Origin of the sequence: Mycolicibacterium chubuense (assembly GCF_001044255.1) — a bacterium.
In the GTDB taxonomy this organism is placed as follows: Bacteria; Actinomycetota; Actinomycetes; order Mycobacteriales; family Mycobacteriaceae; genus Mycobacterium; species Mycobacterium chubuense.
Window position 1 is genome coordinate 29,917 of the sequence record NZ_JYNX01000034.1, and the last position, 14,840, is coordinate 44,756.

At 67.8% G+C, this 14,840-nt stretch carries 16 protein-coding genes; 1 reads left to right on the top strand and 15 read right to left on the bottom strand.

Features of this window, described 5'->3' with window-relative positions:
• Nucleotides 1-10: 10 nt before the first annotated feature.
• The 15 genes from MCHUDSM44219_RS11050 to fadD1 form a co-directional block, all read right to left on the bottom strand.
• Nucleotides 11-376, bottom strand: coding sequence for a F0F1 ATP synthase subunit epsilon (locus MCHUDSM44219_RS11050; RefSeq protein WP_048418290.1), 366 nt, complete (start codon nt 374-376; stop codon nt 11-13).
• 31 nt (nt 377-407) lie between these two features.
• Complete coding sequence (gene atpD, locus MCHUDSM44219_RS11055) at nt 408-1,841, bottom strand: F0F1 ATP synthase subunit beta (protein ID WP_048418291.1); 1,434 nt, start codon at nt 1,839-1,841, stop codon at nt 408-410.
• Nucleotides 1,842-1,878: 37 nt separating this feature from the next.
• Nucleotides 1,879-2,808 (bottom strand): F0F1 ATP synthase subunit gamma, encoded by a 930-nt coding sequence (locus MCHUDSM44219_RS11060; RefSeq protein ID WP_048418292.1) that lies wholly within the window; start codon nt 2,806-2,808, stop codon nt 1,879-1,881.
• Between the two features lie 25 nt (nt 2,809-2,833).
• On the bottom strand, nt 2,834-4,480 hold the full coding sequence (atpA, locus tag MCHUDSM44219_RS11065) for a F0F1 ATP synthase subunit alpha (RefSeq protein ID WP_048418293.1): 1,647 nt from the start codon (nt 4,478-4,480) through the stop codon (nt 2,834-2,836).
• A 49-nt stretch (nt 4,481-4,529) separates the two neighbouring features.
• Nucleotides 4,530-5,867, bottom strand: a complete 1,338-nt coding sequence (locus MCHUDSM44219_RS11070) for a F0F1 ATP synthase subunit B/delta (RefSeq protein WP_048418294.1) — start codon at nt 5,865-5,867, stop codon at nt 4,530-4,532.
• Nucleotides 5,867-6,373, bottom strand: coding sequence for a F0F1 ATP synthase subunit B (locus MCHUDSM44219_RS11075; protein ID WP_048418295.1), 507 nt, complete (start codon nt 6,371-6,373; stop codon nt 5,867-5,869). Before MCHUDSM44219_RS11075 ends, MCHUDSM44219_RS11070 begins: the two co-directional genes overlap by 1 nt.
• A 9-nt stretch (nt 6,374-6,382) precedes the next feature.
• Nucleotides 6,383-6,628 (bottom strand): F0F1 ATP synthase subunit C, encoded by a 246-nt coding sequence (locus tag MCHUDSM44219_RS11080; protein WP_011893196.1) that lies wholly within the window; start codon nt 6,626-6,628, stop codon nt 6,383-6,385.
• Between the two features lie 72 nt (nt 6,629-6,700).
• Nucleotides 6,701-7,489, bottom strand: coding sequence for a F0F1 ATP synthase subunit A (atpB, locus tag MCHUDSM44219_RS11085; protein WP_048418296.1), 789 nt, complete (start codon nt 7,487-7,489; stop codon nt 6,701-6,703).
• A 19-nt stretch (nt 7,490-7,508) separates the two neighbouring features.
• Nucleotides 7,509-7,973: an ATP synthase subunit I gene (locus tag MCHUDSM44219_RS11090; RefSeq protein ID WP_048418297.1), complete on the bottom strand. Its 465-nt coding sequence runs from the start codon at nt 7,971-7,973 to the stop codon at nt 7,509-7,511.
• Between the two features lie 271 nt (nt 7,974-8,244).
• Nucleotides 8,245-9,438, bottom strand: coding sequence for a glycosyltransferase family 4 protein (locus MCHUDSM44219_RS11095; protein WP_413783597.1), 1,194 nt, complete (start codon nt 9,436-9,438; stop codon nt 8,245-8,247).
• A gap of 2 nt (nt 9,439-9,440) precedes the next feature.
• Nucleotides 9,441-10,103, bottom strand: coding sequence for an L-threonylcarbamoyladenylate synthase (locus MCHUDSM44219_RS11100; protein WP_048418298.1), 663 nt, complete (start codon nt 10,101-10,103; stop codon nt 9,441-9,443).
• A gap of 13 nt (nt 10,104-10,116) precedes the next feature.
• The gene (gene prmC / locus MCHUDSM44219_RS11105) at nt 10,117-10,944 is read right to left on the bottom strand and encodes a peptide chain release factor N(5)-glutamine methyltransferase (protein WP_048418448.1); all 828 of its coding nucleotides are present in this window, start codon (nt 10,942-10,944) and stop codon (nt 10,117-10,119) included.
• 23 nt (nt 10,945-10,967) lie between these two features.
• Nucleotides 10,968-12,044, bottom strand: a complete 1,077-nt coding sequence (prfA, locus tag MCHUDSM44219_RS11110; RefSeq protein ID WP_048418299.1) for a peptide chain release factor 1 — start codon at nt 12,042-12,044, stop codon at nt 10,968-10,970.
• Between the two features lie 91 nt (nt 12,045-12,135).
• Complete coding sequence (rpmE, locus tag MCHUDSM44219_RS11115) at nt 12,136-12,372, bottom strand: 50S ribosomal protein L31 (protein ID WP_048418300.1); 237 nt, start codon at nt 12,370-12,372, stop codon at nt 12,136-12,138.
• 133 nt (nt 12,373-12,505) lie between these two features.
• Entirely contained in the window at nt 12,506-14,086 is a 1,581-nt protein-coding gene (gene fadD1 / locus MCHUDSM44219_RS11120) for a fatty-acid--CoA ligase FadD1 (RefSeq protein WP_048418301.1), read from the bottom strand.
• A 126-nt stretch (nt 14,087-14,212) separates the two neighbouring features.
• Here fadD1 and MCHUDSM44219_RS11125 point away from each other — a divergent pair, with 126 nt between their 5' ends.
• Nucleotides 14,213-14,839, top strand: coding sequence for a TetR/AcrR family transcriptional regulator (locus MCHUDSM44219_RS11125; protein ID WP_048418449.1), 627 nt, complete (start codon nt 14,213-14,215; stop codon nt 14,837-14,839).
• Nucleotide 14,840 lies beyond the last annotated feature (1 nt).

The following is a 14,840-nucleotide window of genomic DNA, read 5'->3' on the forward strand; positions in this document are numbered from 1 at the left end:
GGCTGACCCGCTAGTCGATCTGGCCCAGTGCCCGCAGTCGCGCGCGTCCCCAGGCAGCTTTCCGGGGATCGTCGGACTCGGAGTCCTGCTTGGCTTCGTCGGCGTTGATCTCGGACTCGAACTGCGCGTTCTCGACGAGAATGCGCACGGCCTCGTCGGTGACGGACAGGAACCCGCCGTCGACCGCGATGCGCAGGTCGTCCTCGCCGTCACGCTCGACGCGGACCATCGCGTCGTCGACGAGCTGGGCCACCAGCGGGATGTGACGCGGCAGGATGCCGATCTCACCCGCGGTGGTGCGGGTGAACACGAACGTGGCCTCGCCGGCCCACAATTCGCGCTCCACGGCGACGATCTCGACGTTCATCTCCGCCATGTCACACCACCTTCCGTCGTCTTCGCGTCAATCACAGCTTGGCGCCGAGGCTTTCGGCCTTCTTCGCCAGGTCGTCCAGGCCACCGATGAGGAAGAACGCCTGCTCGGGCAGGTGGTCGAAGTCGCCCTTGGTGAGCTTGTCGAACGCCTCGATGGTCTCCTTGAGCGGCACCGTGGAACCGGGCTGGCCGGTGAACTGCTCGGCGGCCATCATGTTCTGGCTCAGGAAGCGCTCGATACGGCGGGCGCGCTGCACCAGCTGCTTGTCCTCTTCGGCGAGCTCGTCGATACCGAGGATCGCGATGATGTCCTGAAGATCCTTGTACCGCTGCAGGATCCGGATGACTTCCTGAGCGACGCGGTAGTGCTCGTCGCCGACCACGGACGGGTCGAGGATCGTCGAGGACGATGCCAGCGGATCCACGGCCGGGAAGATGCCCTTCGAGAACACGGTACGAGAGAGCTCCGTGGTCGCGTCGAGGTGCGCGAACGTGGTGGCCGGGGCCGGGTCGGTGTAGTCGTCGGCGGGCACGTACACGGCCTGCATCGAGGTGATCGACTTGCCACGGGTCGAGGTGATGCGCTCCTGCAGCTCACCCATCTCGTCGGCCAGCGTGGGCTGGTAACCCACCGCGGACGGCATACGGCCGAGCAGCGTGGACACCTCGGAACCGGCCTGGGTGAACCGGAAGATGTTGTCGATGAAGAGCAGCACGTCCTGGCCCTGCTCGTCGCGGAAGTACTCCGCCATCGTGAGCGCCGACAGCGCCACGCGCATACGGGTGCCCGGCGGCTCGTCCATCTGACCGAACACCAGCGCGGTGTCCTTCAGGACGTTGGCGTCCTCGAGCTCGACCCACAGGTCGTTGCCCTCACGGGTGCGCTCGCCGACGCCGGCGAACACCGAGGTACCGCCGAAGTTGCGGGCGATGCGGTTGATCATCTCCTGGATGAGCACCGTCTTGCCCACGCCGGCGCCGCCGAACAGGGCGATCTTGCCGCCACGCACGTACGGGGTCAGCAGGTCGACGACCTTCAGACCGGTCTCCAGCATCTCGGTGCGGGGCTCCAGCTCCGAGAAGGGCGGCGGCTTGCGGTGAATCGACCAGTGCTCGAAATCCTTGCCGTAGCCGGGCTCGTCGAGGCAATCACCGAGGGCGTTGAACACGTGGCCCTTGACGCCGTCGCCGACGGGCACCGAGATCGAGTCGCCGGTGTCGGTCACCTCGACGCCACGAACGAGACCGTCCGTCGGCTGCATCGAGATGGTGCGCACCAGGTTGTCGCCGAGGTGCTGCGCGACCTCGAGGGTCAGCGTCTTGGACAGCTCCTTGTAGGAGATGTCGGCGTGCAGCGCGTTGAACAACTCGGGAACGGAACCACGCGGGAACTCCACGTCGACCACAGGGCCGGTGATGCGGACAACGCGACCGGTGATGTCCCTGTCTTTGGCTGGTGCACTCATTTTCTCTTCGCTTCCTAACGGGGCGTTCTGCTGAAGGTCACTTGGCGTCGGCCAGCGCGTTCGCGCCGCCGACGATCTCGCTGATTTCCTGGGTGATCTGAGCCTGACGTTCGCGGTTGGCCGCCAGCGTCAGAGACTTGATCAGATCGTCGGCGTTGTCGGTGGCCGACTTCATCGCGCGCCGTCGGGCAGCGGACTCCGACGCGGCCGCTTCGAGCAGCGCCGCGTACACCCGGGTCGCGACGTAGCGCGGAAGCAGTGCGTCGAACAGCGTTTCGGCGTTGGGCTCGAAGGAGAACAGCGTGCGCGGTCCGTCCTCGGGCTCGTCGTCGCCGACGTACTCGACCACCATGGGGGCGATCCGGCGGGCCACCGCCGACTGGGAAAGCATCGACTTGAACTCGGTGAAGACGATGTGCAGTTCGTCGACACCGAGAACGCCGTCGTCGCCCGGGTCGTCGCCCTCGTCGTCCACGCCGGACATGAAGGAGGCCACCAGTGTCTCGGCGATCTCCTTGGCCTGCTCGTAGGTGGGCCGCTCTGAGAAGCCGGTCCATGACTCGACGACGTTGCGCTGGCGGAAGTTGTAGAACCCGAGCGCTTTCCGGCCGACGGCGTAGACCACCGGATCTTTGCCCTCTTCCCGCAGAAGCGAGAAGAGTTCCTCGGCCTGCCGCAGCACGTTGGCGTTGTAGGCGCCGCACAGTCCGCGGTCGGACGACACCACCAACACCGCGGCCCGCTTCGGGTTGTCCCGCGCGACGAGCAGCGGATGGTCCAGCGCGCTCGCGCTGGCCAGTTCGGTCAGCATGTTGGTGATCTCGGTGCTGTACGGGCGAGCCGCTTCGACCCGTGCCTGGGCCTTGGCGATTCGCGACGTGGCGATCATCTCCTGGGCCTTGGTGATCTTCTTGATCGACCCGGCGGACCTGATCCGCCCGCGTAACTCACGCAGTGTTGCAGCCATCTAGCTCTCCAGAACCTTTCGGGTCCTACTTCTTGGGCGCCGGCTTGCGGACCTTGACGGACTCTTTCTCGACGTCCTCTTCGTCCATGGCCTCGGCCTCGTGCTCGTTGACCGCCACCGAGCTTCCGTCAGAGGCGGAGAACCCCTTCTTGAACTCGTTGATGACGTCGGTGAGCTTGTCCGCGGTCTCCTCGGAGAGCTTCTTGGTGTCGCGGATCTCGTCGAGGATCTCGCTGTGCGAGCCCTTGACGTGCTCGAGAACCTCGCGCTCGAAGCGTGAGACATCTTCCACCGGAACGGAATCCAGGTGGCCCTTGGTGCCGAGGAAGATCGCGATCACCTGGTCCTCGACCGGGTACGGGGTGTAGGCCGGCTGCTTGAGCAGCTCGACGAGGCGGGCGCCACGATCGAGCTGAGCCTTGGACGCGGGGTCGAGATCGGAGGCGAACGCCGCGAACGACTCGAGCTCGCGGTACTGCGAGAGCTCCAGACGCAGCGACCCGGCCACTTCCTTCATCGCCTTGATCTGCGCGGCGCCACCGACGCGCGACACCGACACACCGACGTTGATGGCCGGCCGGACGCCCTGGTTGAACAGATCGGACTCCAGGAAGCACTGGCCGTCGGTGATCGAGATGACGTTGGTGGGAATGAACGCCGAGATGTCGTTGGCCTTGGTCTCGATGATCGGCAGCCCCGTCATCGATCCGCCACCCAGTTCGTCGGACAGCTTCGCGCAACGCTCCAGCAGACGCGAGTGCAGGTAGAACACGTCGCCGGGGAACGCCTCGCGGCCCGGCGGGCGGCGCAGCAGCAGCGAGATCGCGCGGTAGGCGTCGGCCTGCTTGGACAGGTCGTCGAAGACGATCAGCACGTGCTTGCCGTCGTACATCCAGTGCTGGCCGATGGCCGAACCGGTGTAGGGCGCAAGCCATTTGAAGCCGGCAGCGTCAGAGGCGGGAGCCGCGACGATGGTGGTGTACTCCATCGCGCCTCCCTCCTCGAGGGCCCGCTTGACGGATGCGATCGTGGTGCCCTTCTGGCCGATCGCGACGTAGACGCAACGCACCTGCTGCTGGGGGTCACCGGTCTCCCAGGCCTGGCGCTGGTTGAGGATCGTGTCCACGCAGACAGCGGTCTTGCCCGTCTTGCGGTCACCGATGATCAACTGGCGCTGGCCGCGGCCGATCGGCGTCTGGGAGTCGATGGCCTTGATGCCGGTCTGCAGCGGCTCGGACACACCCTGTCGCTGCACCACCGAGGGGGCCTGCAGTTCCAGCGCGCGACGAGTCTCGGACTCGATGTCGCCCTGCCCGTCGAGCGGCTGCCCGAGCGGGTTGATCACCCGGCCGAGGAAGCCGTCGCCCACCGGCACCGAGAGCACCTCGCCGGTGCGCTTGACCTGCTGGCCCTCTTCGATCTTCTCGAAGTCGCCCAGGATCACCGCGCCGACGTTGTGCTCGTCGAGGTTCAGGGCCACACCGAGAACCCCGCCGGGGAACTCGAGCAGCTCCTGGGTCATGACCGAGGGCAGACCCTCGACGTGGGCGATGCCGTCACCGGCGTCGATGACGACGCCCACCTCTTCGCGATCGGAGTCGGCGGTGAAGGAGGAGACGTAGTCCTCGATCGCCCCTTCGATGTCAGAAGCCGAGATTGTCAACTCTGCCATGGCTTTTCGTCTTCCTGCCTTCGTGTTTGATACTGCGCGAGTTCGTGGGTCAGTCCGGCAGCCCAGTGCGGGCGGCGGCCAACCGAGAGGAGATGGATCCGTCGATGACCTCGTCACCGACGGTGATGAGGAGCCCGCCGAGGACGTCGGGGTCGACGTTCAGCTGGACCGATACCTCGGTGCCGTAGATCCGGCTGAGCACCTCGGTCAGGCGGGTGCGCTGCTCGTCGGACAGCTCGGCGGCAGCGGTCACCTCGGCGACGGCCTCCCCGCGCCGTGCGACGGCGAGTTCGGCCAGATCGCTCACCGCCGCGTCGGCGAGTTCGCCGCGCAGCAGTTCGACCGTCTGCCGGAGCAGTGTCGCGGTGGTGTCGTTGACACCTCCGCCGGCCTCGAGCACCTTGTCCAACAGCTCGACCCGCTTCTCCGCGGGCACCGTGGGGTCCGAGAGGAGTCTGTTGAACCGCGACTCGTTGTCGAGCACACGGCCCACCCGGAAGAGCTGTTCCTCGACTTCTTCGCTCTGGTCGTCCCGTTCGGCACGAGCCAGCAGGGCCAGGCGCGCCACATGCTCGAGCGCGTCGATGAGATTGCCCTCGTCCGACCACCGCTGCGAGACAGCTGTTTTCAGGATTTCGAGCGAGGAGTCGTCGACCTTGCCGCCGAACAGCCGCTCCACCAGCCGCACCTTGGCGTCCGACTCGTCGCTGGACTCCGCGAGGAGGCTGTTGAGGGCCGGCTCGGTAGCGAGCAGCTTGGCCACCGCACCGACGTTGTCGGCCAGCGTGGTCAGGGCACCCGCATCGGCGCCGTCGGCGACCGAATCGAATTTCTTGACCAGCTCGGCCAGGGCCTCGCGGCTGGACGCCCGGAGGTTCAGCGTCGCACCGGCTTCGAGCACGGCCGGCGACGGCGCCATCTCGTCGAGCTGGTCGAGGAACCGGTCGACCGTCTGCGATTGCGCGCCCGGGTCGGACACGTAGCTGCGGACGATCTCTTCGGCCTTGCCCACCGACTCGAGGCCCAGATGCTGCCGCAGGTTGCGGATGGTCTGCTGGCGGAGCAGGTGAATCTGTTGCTCGCCTTGGGCTTTGATGCGTTCGGCCTCGACATCGGCCTGTTCGCGCAGCTGCTCGGCGATGCGGGTCGAGTCGGCGCGAGCCTCCTCGGTCAGCTTGGCGCCGGCAGCCTTGGCGTCCTCGACGGCCTTGGCGTGCCGCTGGTCGGCGCTGGCCAGCTTGTCGGCCGCCGCTTTGCTCTCCTCGAGCGCCGCGCGGACCGCCTCCTGCTGGTTCTTCATCATCGTGCGCACCGGGGGCACGACCCACCGGACCACGATGTAGATGATGATCGCGAATCCGACCAGCTGTCCGATGAACGTGGACATCAACGCCTCCCGCTCGACGTGTCGTTGACGTCGACGCCGAGGATGCGGCTGGCCAACGTGCTCGACAGGCCGTCCACCGAGGACTCGAGCTCGCTCGTCGTCCTCGACGCGGTCTGCTCCAGTTCCGCGTTGGCGGACTGCAGCTTGTCGGACACCTCGCCGCCGGCCTCGGCCCGCGCCTCGTCGACGACTTTGCGGCCCTCGGACCGGGCCTCGTCACGAATCGACGACGCCTCGCCGCGCGCAGCGGCCATCGTCTCGTCGTAGTCGGCCTGGGCCGCGGCCATCTGTTCTGCCGCCTTCTTGTTGTCGGCTGCCGTCTTCGCGAGCATCGCCTCGCGCTCGGCCAACACCTTGCTGACCGGTGGCACCACCCATTTCGCGATCACGCCGAGCACGATCAGGAAGATGAGCAGCACGAAGAAGAAGGTGCCATTGGGCACCAGGAAGTTACTGGTTCCCCCACCCTCTTCGGCCGCCAGGACGGTTACGGTCAGTTCACCCATGACGACGAATTAGCCGACCGGGGTGGCGAAGACGAACAGCGCCATGAAGGCGAGGTTGATGAAGTACGCCGCCTCGACCAGACCGACGGTGATGAAGAACGGAGTGAAGAGTCGACCCTGGGCCTCCGGCTGCCGGGCAATGCCCGAGATCAGGGCGTTACCGGCGATACCGTCACCGATACCCGCGCCGATCGCGCCGCCGGCCATGATCAGACCACCGCCGATGAGCGCGCCTGCAGCGATAGTGGGATCCATTCCTTATCCTCCTTGATAACTGGCTGTTGGTTGTCGCCAGGTTCTGTGTGGGTCTAACAGGTAATGCTGGTTCTAGTGCTTGTCGGCCGCGCCCTGTTCCGCATGGTCTGAGGCGTGATCGCTGTCGTGGTCGAGCTCCATCGACTGCCCGAAGTACAGGATCGTCAGCAGAGCGAAGATGAAGGCCTGGATCAGGCCGATGAAGAGGTCGAACGACTTCCAGATCGCGTTGGGCAGCCACATGATCCACGCCGGGAACAGCGCGATCAGACCGACCATGATGCCGCCGGCGAAGATGTTGCCGAAGAGTCGCAGCGACAGCGAGATCGGCTTGGCGATCTCCTCGACGATGTTGATCGGCGCGAGGAAGGCCACGTGGCCCTTGGCGACCTTGATGGGGTGACCGATGATGCCGCGCCGCCAGATGCCGGCCAGGTGATAGCAGATGAACACGAACACTGCGAGCGCGAGCACGAAGTTGATGTCCGAAGCCGGCGGCTTGATCAGCTCGGTGGTGACGCCCTCGGAATCGGTGTACTGCACCGGCAACACCGACAGCCAGTTCGCGAACAGGATGAAGCAGAACAGCGCGACCGCGAGCGGCAGCACGAACGGCGCGATGCGCATCCCGATCGCGCTCTCCACCTGGTTGCGCATCTGGATGGTGATCGCCTCGAAGAACAACTGGACGCCGCCGGGCACGCCGGTCGAGGTGACCTTGGCGCGCAGGAAGAACGCCAGCGCGATGACGATGGCACCCGCGATCGCGGTGGACAACACGGTGTCCACGTTGACCGTCAGGCCGAACCACTTCTGCTCGATGTGGTGACCAACCTCGAGGGCGAGCACACTTTCAGTCATCTACGAATCAGTCCTTGAGCTATCCGTCGTTGGATGTCGAAGCGTCGGGAGCGGGGTCCGCGGCCTGATCACCGTCGCCTGCGCGGAGCTTCTTGAGAACCGGCAGGGAGGTGCTGAGGACGAGGACCACCTGGAACAGTGCCAGACCGAAGAGCACGCCGAGGCCCATCGGACGGAAAACGAACGCGATGGTCAGCCCGACGACGGTGATCGCCAACAGACGCGAGGCCGAGTTGAGCGCCATCTTCTTCTTCAGCGGGTGATCGTCGGCGGTGATCGACTCGACCGCGCGACGGACCATCAGGGCGTTGGTCAGGCCGAGGGCCATGCCGATCGCGAAGAACAGGCCGAACAGCGGATAGCCGACGAGCGCTGCGGCGAGCGTGATCAGGCCCGAGACGGCCGCGCAGATGAGAAGCAGGCGCAGCGGCCGGAAGGCCACGGACGGAAACACCAACGGCGCGTCCTGCGCTGGCGTCGTCACTGCTTCACCTCAATCCCGCGGTCGTCGTATGGAGTTCGAAGGAGCCGGTCCCGATGATTCCTGTGAGCGTCCGTAGCGTATCGGAGGGCGACGGGCGCGCGGGAATCACCCAAGGGGCAGCTCCTGTGGTCGGTCGATCTGTCGGTCGTTTGTCCGTTCCGAGCGGTGCCAGAAAGACTGGCGCCGACGGCCCGGGGGCCGGCAACCCGCGAGGTCAATTCGGGTTCTCACCAAACCCTAACACATGGTGAGAGCCACAAAACGCGACCTACTACTTTTTGTCGTACACCTCGCTGGTCGCGTCGTCGGCGGGGTCGTCCCGTCGTCTCAGCAACGGGATCAGCGTGACCACGACCGCGATCACGATCGCCGCCGCCATGACCGCCGCGGTGTGCCGGGGATCGAAGAAGATCGTGCTCGCCGCGCCCAGGGCCACGATGCCGACCCACAGGTAGATCAGCAGCACGACGCGGCGATGGGAGTGCCCGATCTCGAGCAGTCGGTGATGCAGGTGCATCTTGTCCGGGCTGAACGGGCTCAGCCCCGCGCGGGTGCGGCGGATGATCGCGAGCAGCATGTCGAGGGCGGGCACGAACATCACCGCGACCACGAGCAGGAAGGGTGACAGCAGCGCGAAGACGTCCCGTGCGCCGTAGGCCGTCTGCGAGATCGGCCCCGCGGCGGTGGTCGACGCGGCGGCCAACATCAGGCCGATCAGCATGGAGCCGGAGTCGCCCATGAAGATTCGGGCCTTGTGGAAGTTGTGCGGCAGGAAGCCCAGACACGCGCCCGCGAGCACCACGGAGATCACCGCGGGCGGGTAGTACAGCACGTCGCCGCCGTGATCGCGCAGCAAACCGATCGAGAAGATGCAGATCGCCGACGCGGTGATCAGTCCCAGCCCGGCCGCCAGCCCGTCGAGTCCGTCGACGAAGTTCATCGCGTTCACGATCGCGACGGTCAGCGCCAGCGTCAGCAGGATCGACGCGACCTGGTCCAGCACGATGGTGCCGACGCCGCCGATCGGGATGTAGAGCACGCTCCACGCGACGCCCATCGTGACCATCACGCTGGCCGCCGTGATCTGGCCGGCGAACTTGGTCAGCGCGTCGAGCCCCCACCGGTCGTCGATGAGCCCGACGACCATGATCAGGCCGCCCGCGACGACGACCGCCGGAAGGCCCGAGGAGTAGACGAAGCCGCGTGTCAGCGCCGGCAGCTGGGAGGCCAGCAGCACCGCGAACACCACGCCCACGTACATCGCGAGGCCGCCCATCCGCGGGGTCGGTTGCAGGTGGACGTCGCGTTCCCGCGGATAGGCCACCGCACCCCAGCGGGTCGCCAGCACCCGCACCCAGCCGGTGGCGAGGTAGGTGATGATCGTCGCGGTCAGGCCGACGAGCGCCAGCTCCCGCAGCGGTACGCCCGCCCCTCGGTCGGTGAGTGCCAGCAGCGTCGACGACACGGTCAGTCCGTCGTGGCGGTCAGGCTCGCGGCCTCCACGCCCAGCACGGCGGCGATGGCTTCCGCGGACACCGGACCCTGCCGCAGCACCCGGGGATGCGCGCCGGTCAGGTCGACGATTGTCGACGCGGCCTGCTGCTCGGCCGGACCGCCGTCGAGGTACACCTCGACCAGGTCGCCCAACTGATCGCGGGCCTGCGCGACGGTGACCGCCGGCGGCCGACCCGAGATGTTGGCGCTCGAGACGGCCATCGGGCCGACCTCGCGCAGCAGTTCGATCGCCACGGGATGCAGCGGCATCCGCAGCATGACGGTTCCGTTGGCGTCGCCGAGATCCCACTGCAGCGACGGAGCCTGCCGTACGACGAGGCTGAGCGCGCCGGGCCAGAACGCGCGGATCAACTCCTGGGCGCTCTGCGGCACCGAGTACACCAGGCCGCCGATGGTGTCCCAGGAGCCCACCAGCACAGGCACCGGCATGTCGCGCCCGCGCCCCTTGGCCGCCAGCAGCGCGGCGACGGCGTCGCTGTCGAAGGCGTCGGCGCCGATGCCGTAGACGGTGTCGGTGGGCATCACGACGAGGCGGCCGCCCTTGAGTGCGCTGATCGCCGACGCGATGCCCGTCTCGCGCTCGCCGGGGACGGCGCAGTCGAACTGTTCGCTCACGTCTTCCAGCCTCTCACTCGCTCCGCACGGCGGTCACGAAGCGTGGCCGCCCGGTGAGGTCGCGTCGCGCCGTCACGCTGCCGAAGTGTCCGGTGCCGGCGAACGCTTCCACGGTGCGCTGCGAGGTGGTGTCGTCGTGCTCGACGGCGCAAAGGCCGCCGGGGCGCAGCAACCGCGCGGCGACGTCGACGATCCGGTCGATCACCGCCATCCCGTCCGGGCCGCCGTACAACGCGTGCGCCGGATCATGGAGCGCCACTTCGGGTTCCAGCTCTGCATCGGCGGGGATGTAGGGCGGGTTGGCCACCAGGAGATCGACGGCGCCGTCGAGGTCGGCGAGAAGGTCGGATGCGGTGGCGTCGGCGCACAGCAGTTCCACCGCCGTGCCGGCGGTGTTGCGGCGGGCGTAGGTCAGGGCCTCGGCGGAGTCGTCGACGCCGATCACCCGCGCGGTCGGGCGCCCGGCAGCCAGCGCGACGGCCAGCGCACCCGAGCCGGTGCACAGGTCGACGATCACCGCCTCGGGCGGCAGGGGCTGGGCCAGCGCCCACTCCAGCAGCGCCTCGGTCTCGGGCCGCGGGACGAACACCCCGGGGCCGACGTGCAGGTCGACCGGACCGAACGCCGCGGTACCGGTGAGGTGCTGCAGCGGGATGCGCTCGGCGCGCCGGGCGACGAGTCCGCCGAAGCGTTCGGCGACATCGTCGTCGAGGGCGGTGAAGGTGAGCCGGCCACGGTCGGTCCCCGCGGCATGGGCGGCGAGCAGTTCGGCGTCGACGCGCGGTGACCCGACTCCTGCGGCGGCCAACTCGTCCGTGGCGGCGTCGATCAGCTGACGCATCGTCACGGGCCTGTCGGCGACGCTCACGAGGCGCTCTGCAGCCGGGCCTGCCGGTCGGCCGCGGCCAGCGCGTCGAACAAGGGATCAAGGTCCCCGTCGAGGACCTGGTCGAGGTTGTGGGCCTTGAAGTTGATCCGGTGGTCGGCGATGCGGTTCTCCGGGAAGTTGTAGGTCCGGATGCGCTCGCTGCGGTCGACGGTGCGGATCTGGCTCGCGCGGTCGGCCGACGCGTCGGCCTGGGCCTGCTCCTCGGCCAATGACTGCAGCCGGGCGGCGAGCACCTGCATCGCGCGCGCCTTGTTCTGCAACTGCGACCGCTCGTTCTGGCAGGTGACGACGATGCCGGTGGGCAGATGCGTGATGCGCACCGCCGAGTCGGTGGTGTTCACGCCCTGACCGCCCTTGCCCGAGGACCGGTAGACGTCGATGCGCAGATCGGACTCGTCGATCTGCACCTGCTCGACTTCCTCTGGCTCGGGGTACACCAGCACGCCCGCCGCGGAGGTGTGGACGCGCCCCTGCGACTCGGTGACCGGCACCCGCTGGACGCGGTGGACGCCGCCTTCGAACTTCAGGCGCGACCACACCCCGTCGGCGGCATCGCCCCTACTGCGGATGGACAGCGTCGCGTCCTTGTAGCCGCCGAGGTCGGATGCGGTCTCGTCGAGCACGGTCACGGTCCAGCCGTGCCGTTCGGCGTAGCGGGTGTACATGCGCGCGAGGTCGGCCGCGAACAACGCGGACTCCTCGCCGCCTTCACCGGACTTCACCTCGAGCACGATGTCGTCGGCGTCATGGGGGTCGCGCGGCGCGAGCAAGTCGGTCAGGGAGGTCTCGAGCCGCTCGACCGTCGCCGTCAGTTCGTCGACCTCCGCGGCGAACGATGTGTCGTCGGCGGCGAGTTCGCGGGCGGCCTCCAGATCACCTCGCGCGGTCTCGAGCTTGCGGTAGGTGGCCACGATCGGCGAGATCTGCGCGAACCGCCGACCGACCTTGCGGGCGGCGGCGGGATCGGCGTGCAGTTCGGGTTCGGACAGCCGCAGTTCCAGCTCGGCGTGCTCGGCAAGGATGGCATCGATCGCCGATGCGGTGTCGCTCATCTCGCCTCCTTGGCCTCGCGCGGTCGTACCCTACCCACGAAACGGCGCCCGGCCTGCGCATACAGCAGCAGAGCGGGCGCCGATCGGTCAGCTAGTTGGCGTCGGAAGCCCCAGCAGACTTGGTCCGCTTGCCGTAGCGCTTCTCGAAGCGCGCGACGCGGCCGCCGCTGTCGAGGATCTTCTGCTTGCCGGTGTAGAACGGGTGGCACTGCGAGCAGACCTCGACGGTGATGTTGCCGCTCTTCTTCGTGCTGCGGGTGGTGAAGCTCGCACCACAGCCGCACAGCACCGTGGTCTCGACATAGTCAGGGTGAATGCCCGATTTCATGGTTTCCTCTTCGATCGTGGGCCCCGGGTCGCCAACCCAAGTCGGGATGCTGCGGCGTGAACCGGAACCGAGGTGTCGGCGGCCCATTATGCCAGGTCAACCGCCAACAGCCTAAACACGCACCCGGCGGCCCCTATTCCTGCGCGCCGACCTCGGAGTAGGTGCGGCCGTCGCGGCGCCAGAGCCGCCTGCCCGCCGGTTCGGTGCCCAGGGCGACCAGTTCGCGCTTGAGCACCTTGTTGGTGGCGGTGCTGGGCAGCGCGTCGGCGATCCAGACATGGCGCGGCCAGGCCTTCGGCGAAAGATCCGGCTGCGCGGCGAGGAACGTGCCGAACTCGTCGGGCGTCAGCGTGGCAGCGCCTCCCAGCACGAGAGCGGCCATCACCTGATCGCCGACATGCTCGTCGGGCACCGGGTAGACGGCGACCTGGTTGATCGCGGGCTGGCGGATCAGGATGCGTTCGATCGGCGCCGCGGTCATGTTCTCGCCGTCCACCCGCATCCAGTCGGCGGTCCGGCCGGCCAGGTAGATCCAGCCGTCGGCGTCCCGGTAGGCCAGGTCGCCGGACCAGAACATGCCGTGCCGCATCCGCTCGTCGGTGGCGTCCCGATCGTTGTAGTAGCCGGCGAACATACCGGCGCCCTGCGTGTTGACCAGTTCCCCGATGGCGGCATCGCCGTTGACCAGCGCGCCGTGCTCGTCGAACTCGGCGACGGCGCATTCGGTGATCGTCGCCGGGTCGTAGATGGCCACGCCCGGGAAGCCCTTGCCGATCGAGCCTGGCGGGCAGCCGTCCTCGCGGGTCACGGTGACCGCATTCTCGGTGGACCCGAAGCCGTCCCAGACCTCGCAATCGAAGCGGCGCGCGAACTCCGCGATGTCCCGGTCACCGGCTTCGTTACCGAAGGCGACCCGCAGCGGATTGTCGTGATCGTCAGGCCGCTCCGGGCTGGCCAGGATGTAGGCCAGCGGCTTGCCGACGTAGTTCATGTAGGTGACGCCGTACCGGCGGACGTCGTCGAGGAATCGGGAGGCGCTGAAGCGGGCGGGGGCCATCGCCGCACCGGAGTTCAGCGCCACCGACCAGCCGGCGAGCACCGCGTTGCTGTGGAACAGCGGCATGGACAGGTAGCAGACGTCGTCGGCGGTGAGCTCGTAGCGGCCGGCCAGCGCCGCGCCGGCCAGCAGCACCATCGCGTGCATCATCTTGACGGCCTTCGGATCGCCGCTGGTTCCGGACGTGAAGATCAACATGAAGGTGTCGGTGGCACCGACCTCGCGATGGGGTGTCAGCGCGCCGGCCTGGGTCAGCAGTTCCTTCCACTCCCCGCTGCCGACCACGAGGAGGCGCAGCCCGGTGAGGTCCAGACCGGCCAGCAGACCGAGGTGCGTGTCGTCGGTGAGGAGGATCTGGCAGTCGGCCCGCCGGACATCGCGCAGGAGCGCCTCGCCGCGGCGGGTGTCGTTGATGCCGCACACCACGTACCCGCCCAGACCGGCGGCAGCCATCGCCGTGAGCATGTCGGGGGTGTTGCCGAGCAGGACGCCGACGTGGAGCGGGCGGTCGGGATCGGCGATCGCGATCAACGCCGCAGCCTGGGCCTCCGCTTCGGCCAGGTGCTCGCGCCAGGTCCAGCGCTGCCCGTCATAGGTGACCGCCACACCATCGTCACTTCGGAGTTCCCGGAGCAGCTGTTGCACCGTCTCGGCCACTCGTCCCCCTTGTGAACAGATCTCGCGATGTGTCTTCTGGACCAACCGCGCGCAGCGTACATCACCGACGATGAGCCGGTCATTTGCGAAGATAAGGCGGTGAGCGTGGACACCGGGACAGAATCAGTGACGGATTCCGCGGCCGCGCCGGCCGGCAGACCCGGAGCGCGGTCCGTTCGGGACCGGCTGATCGACGCGGCCGAAAAGTGCCTGACCGAGAAGGGAATCCGCGCCACGACCGTCTCCGAGGTCGCCGAGGTGGCCGGCGTCAGCCGCGGCTGGCTCTACCGGCACTTCCCGGACAAGGCCGAGCTGCTCGGAGCGGCCATCGTCCGTCTCAACGAGGCGTTCTGGACCGAGTCGCGCACCCGGCTGGACGCGGTGACCGGGCTCGATCAGCGGATCGCGGTCGGCGTGGCGCTGGCGCGCCGGGAGTCCGAGACCCCCGGGGCGCTGGTGCTCAAGCTGCGCCAGGAGGAGCCGGAGGCGTTCACCGCGTGCGTGGGCCTGGGCGTGCGCGGCCTCATCCCCGAGATCGCCGCGTTCTGGGTGCCCTACCTGCAGGCGGCCGTCGACAGCGGGGAGATCCATCCGGATACCGACTGCGCCGAGGCGGCCGAATGGATCGCCCGCATCATGATGAGCCTCGCGACCGTACCGGGTGAGCAGTGCGACCTCGACGACCACGAGTCCGTCCTGCGGCACGCGCGCCGCTACATCGTCGCCGGTCTGCGGGCCGAACCGGCCAACTGAC

Bases quoted from the DNA above. Each gene is read 5' to 3' on its own strand.
- MCHUDSM44219_RS11050 (WP_048418290.1), bottom strand. From the start codon at position 376: ATGGCGGAGATGAACGTCGAGATCGTCGCCGTGGAGCGCGAATTGTGG.
- atpD (WP_048418291.1), bottom strand. From the start codon at position 1,841: ATGAGTGCACCAGCCAAAGACAGGGACATCACCGGTCGCGTTGTCCGC.
- MCHUDSM44219_RS11060 (WP_048418292.1), bottom strand. From the start codon at position 2,808: ATGGCTGCAACACTGCGTGAGTTACGCGGGCGGATCAGGTCCGCCGGG.
- atpA (WP_048418293.1), bottom strand. From the start codon at position 4,480: ATGGCAGAGTTGACAATCTCGGCTTCTGACATCGAAGGGGCGATCGAG.
- MCHUDSM44219_RS11070 (WP_048418294.1), bottom strand. From the start codon at position 5,867: ATGTCCACGTTCATCGGACAGCTGGTCGGATTCGCGATCATCATCTAC.
- MCHUDSM44219_RS11075 (WP_048418295.1), bottom strand. From the start codon at position 6,373: ATGGGTGAACTGACCGTAACCGTCCTGGCGGCCGAAGAGGGTGGGGGA.
- MCHUDSM44219_RS11080 (WP_011893196.1), bottom strand. From the start codon at position 6,628: ATGGATCCCACTATCGCTGCAGGCGCGCTCATCGGCGGTGGTCTGATC.
- atpB (WP_048418296.1), bottom strand. From the start codon at position 7,489: ATGACTGAAAGTGTGCTCGCCCTCGAGGTTGGTCACCACATCGAGCAG.
- prmC (WP_048418448.1), bottom strand. From the start codon at position 10,944: ATGCGTCAGCTGATCGACGCCGCCACGGACGAGTTGGCCGCCGCAGGA.
- prfA (WP_048418299.1), bottom strand. From the start codon at position 12,044: ATGAGCGACACCGCATCGGCGATCGATGCCATCCTTGCCGAGCACGCC.
- rpmE (WP_048418300.1), bottom strand. From the start codon at position 12,372: ATGAAATCGGGCATTCACCCTGACTATGTCGAGACCACGGTGCTGTGC.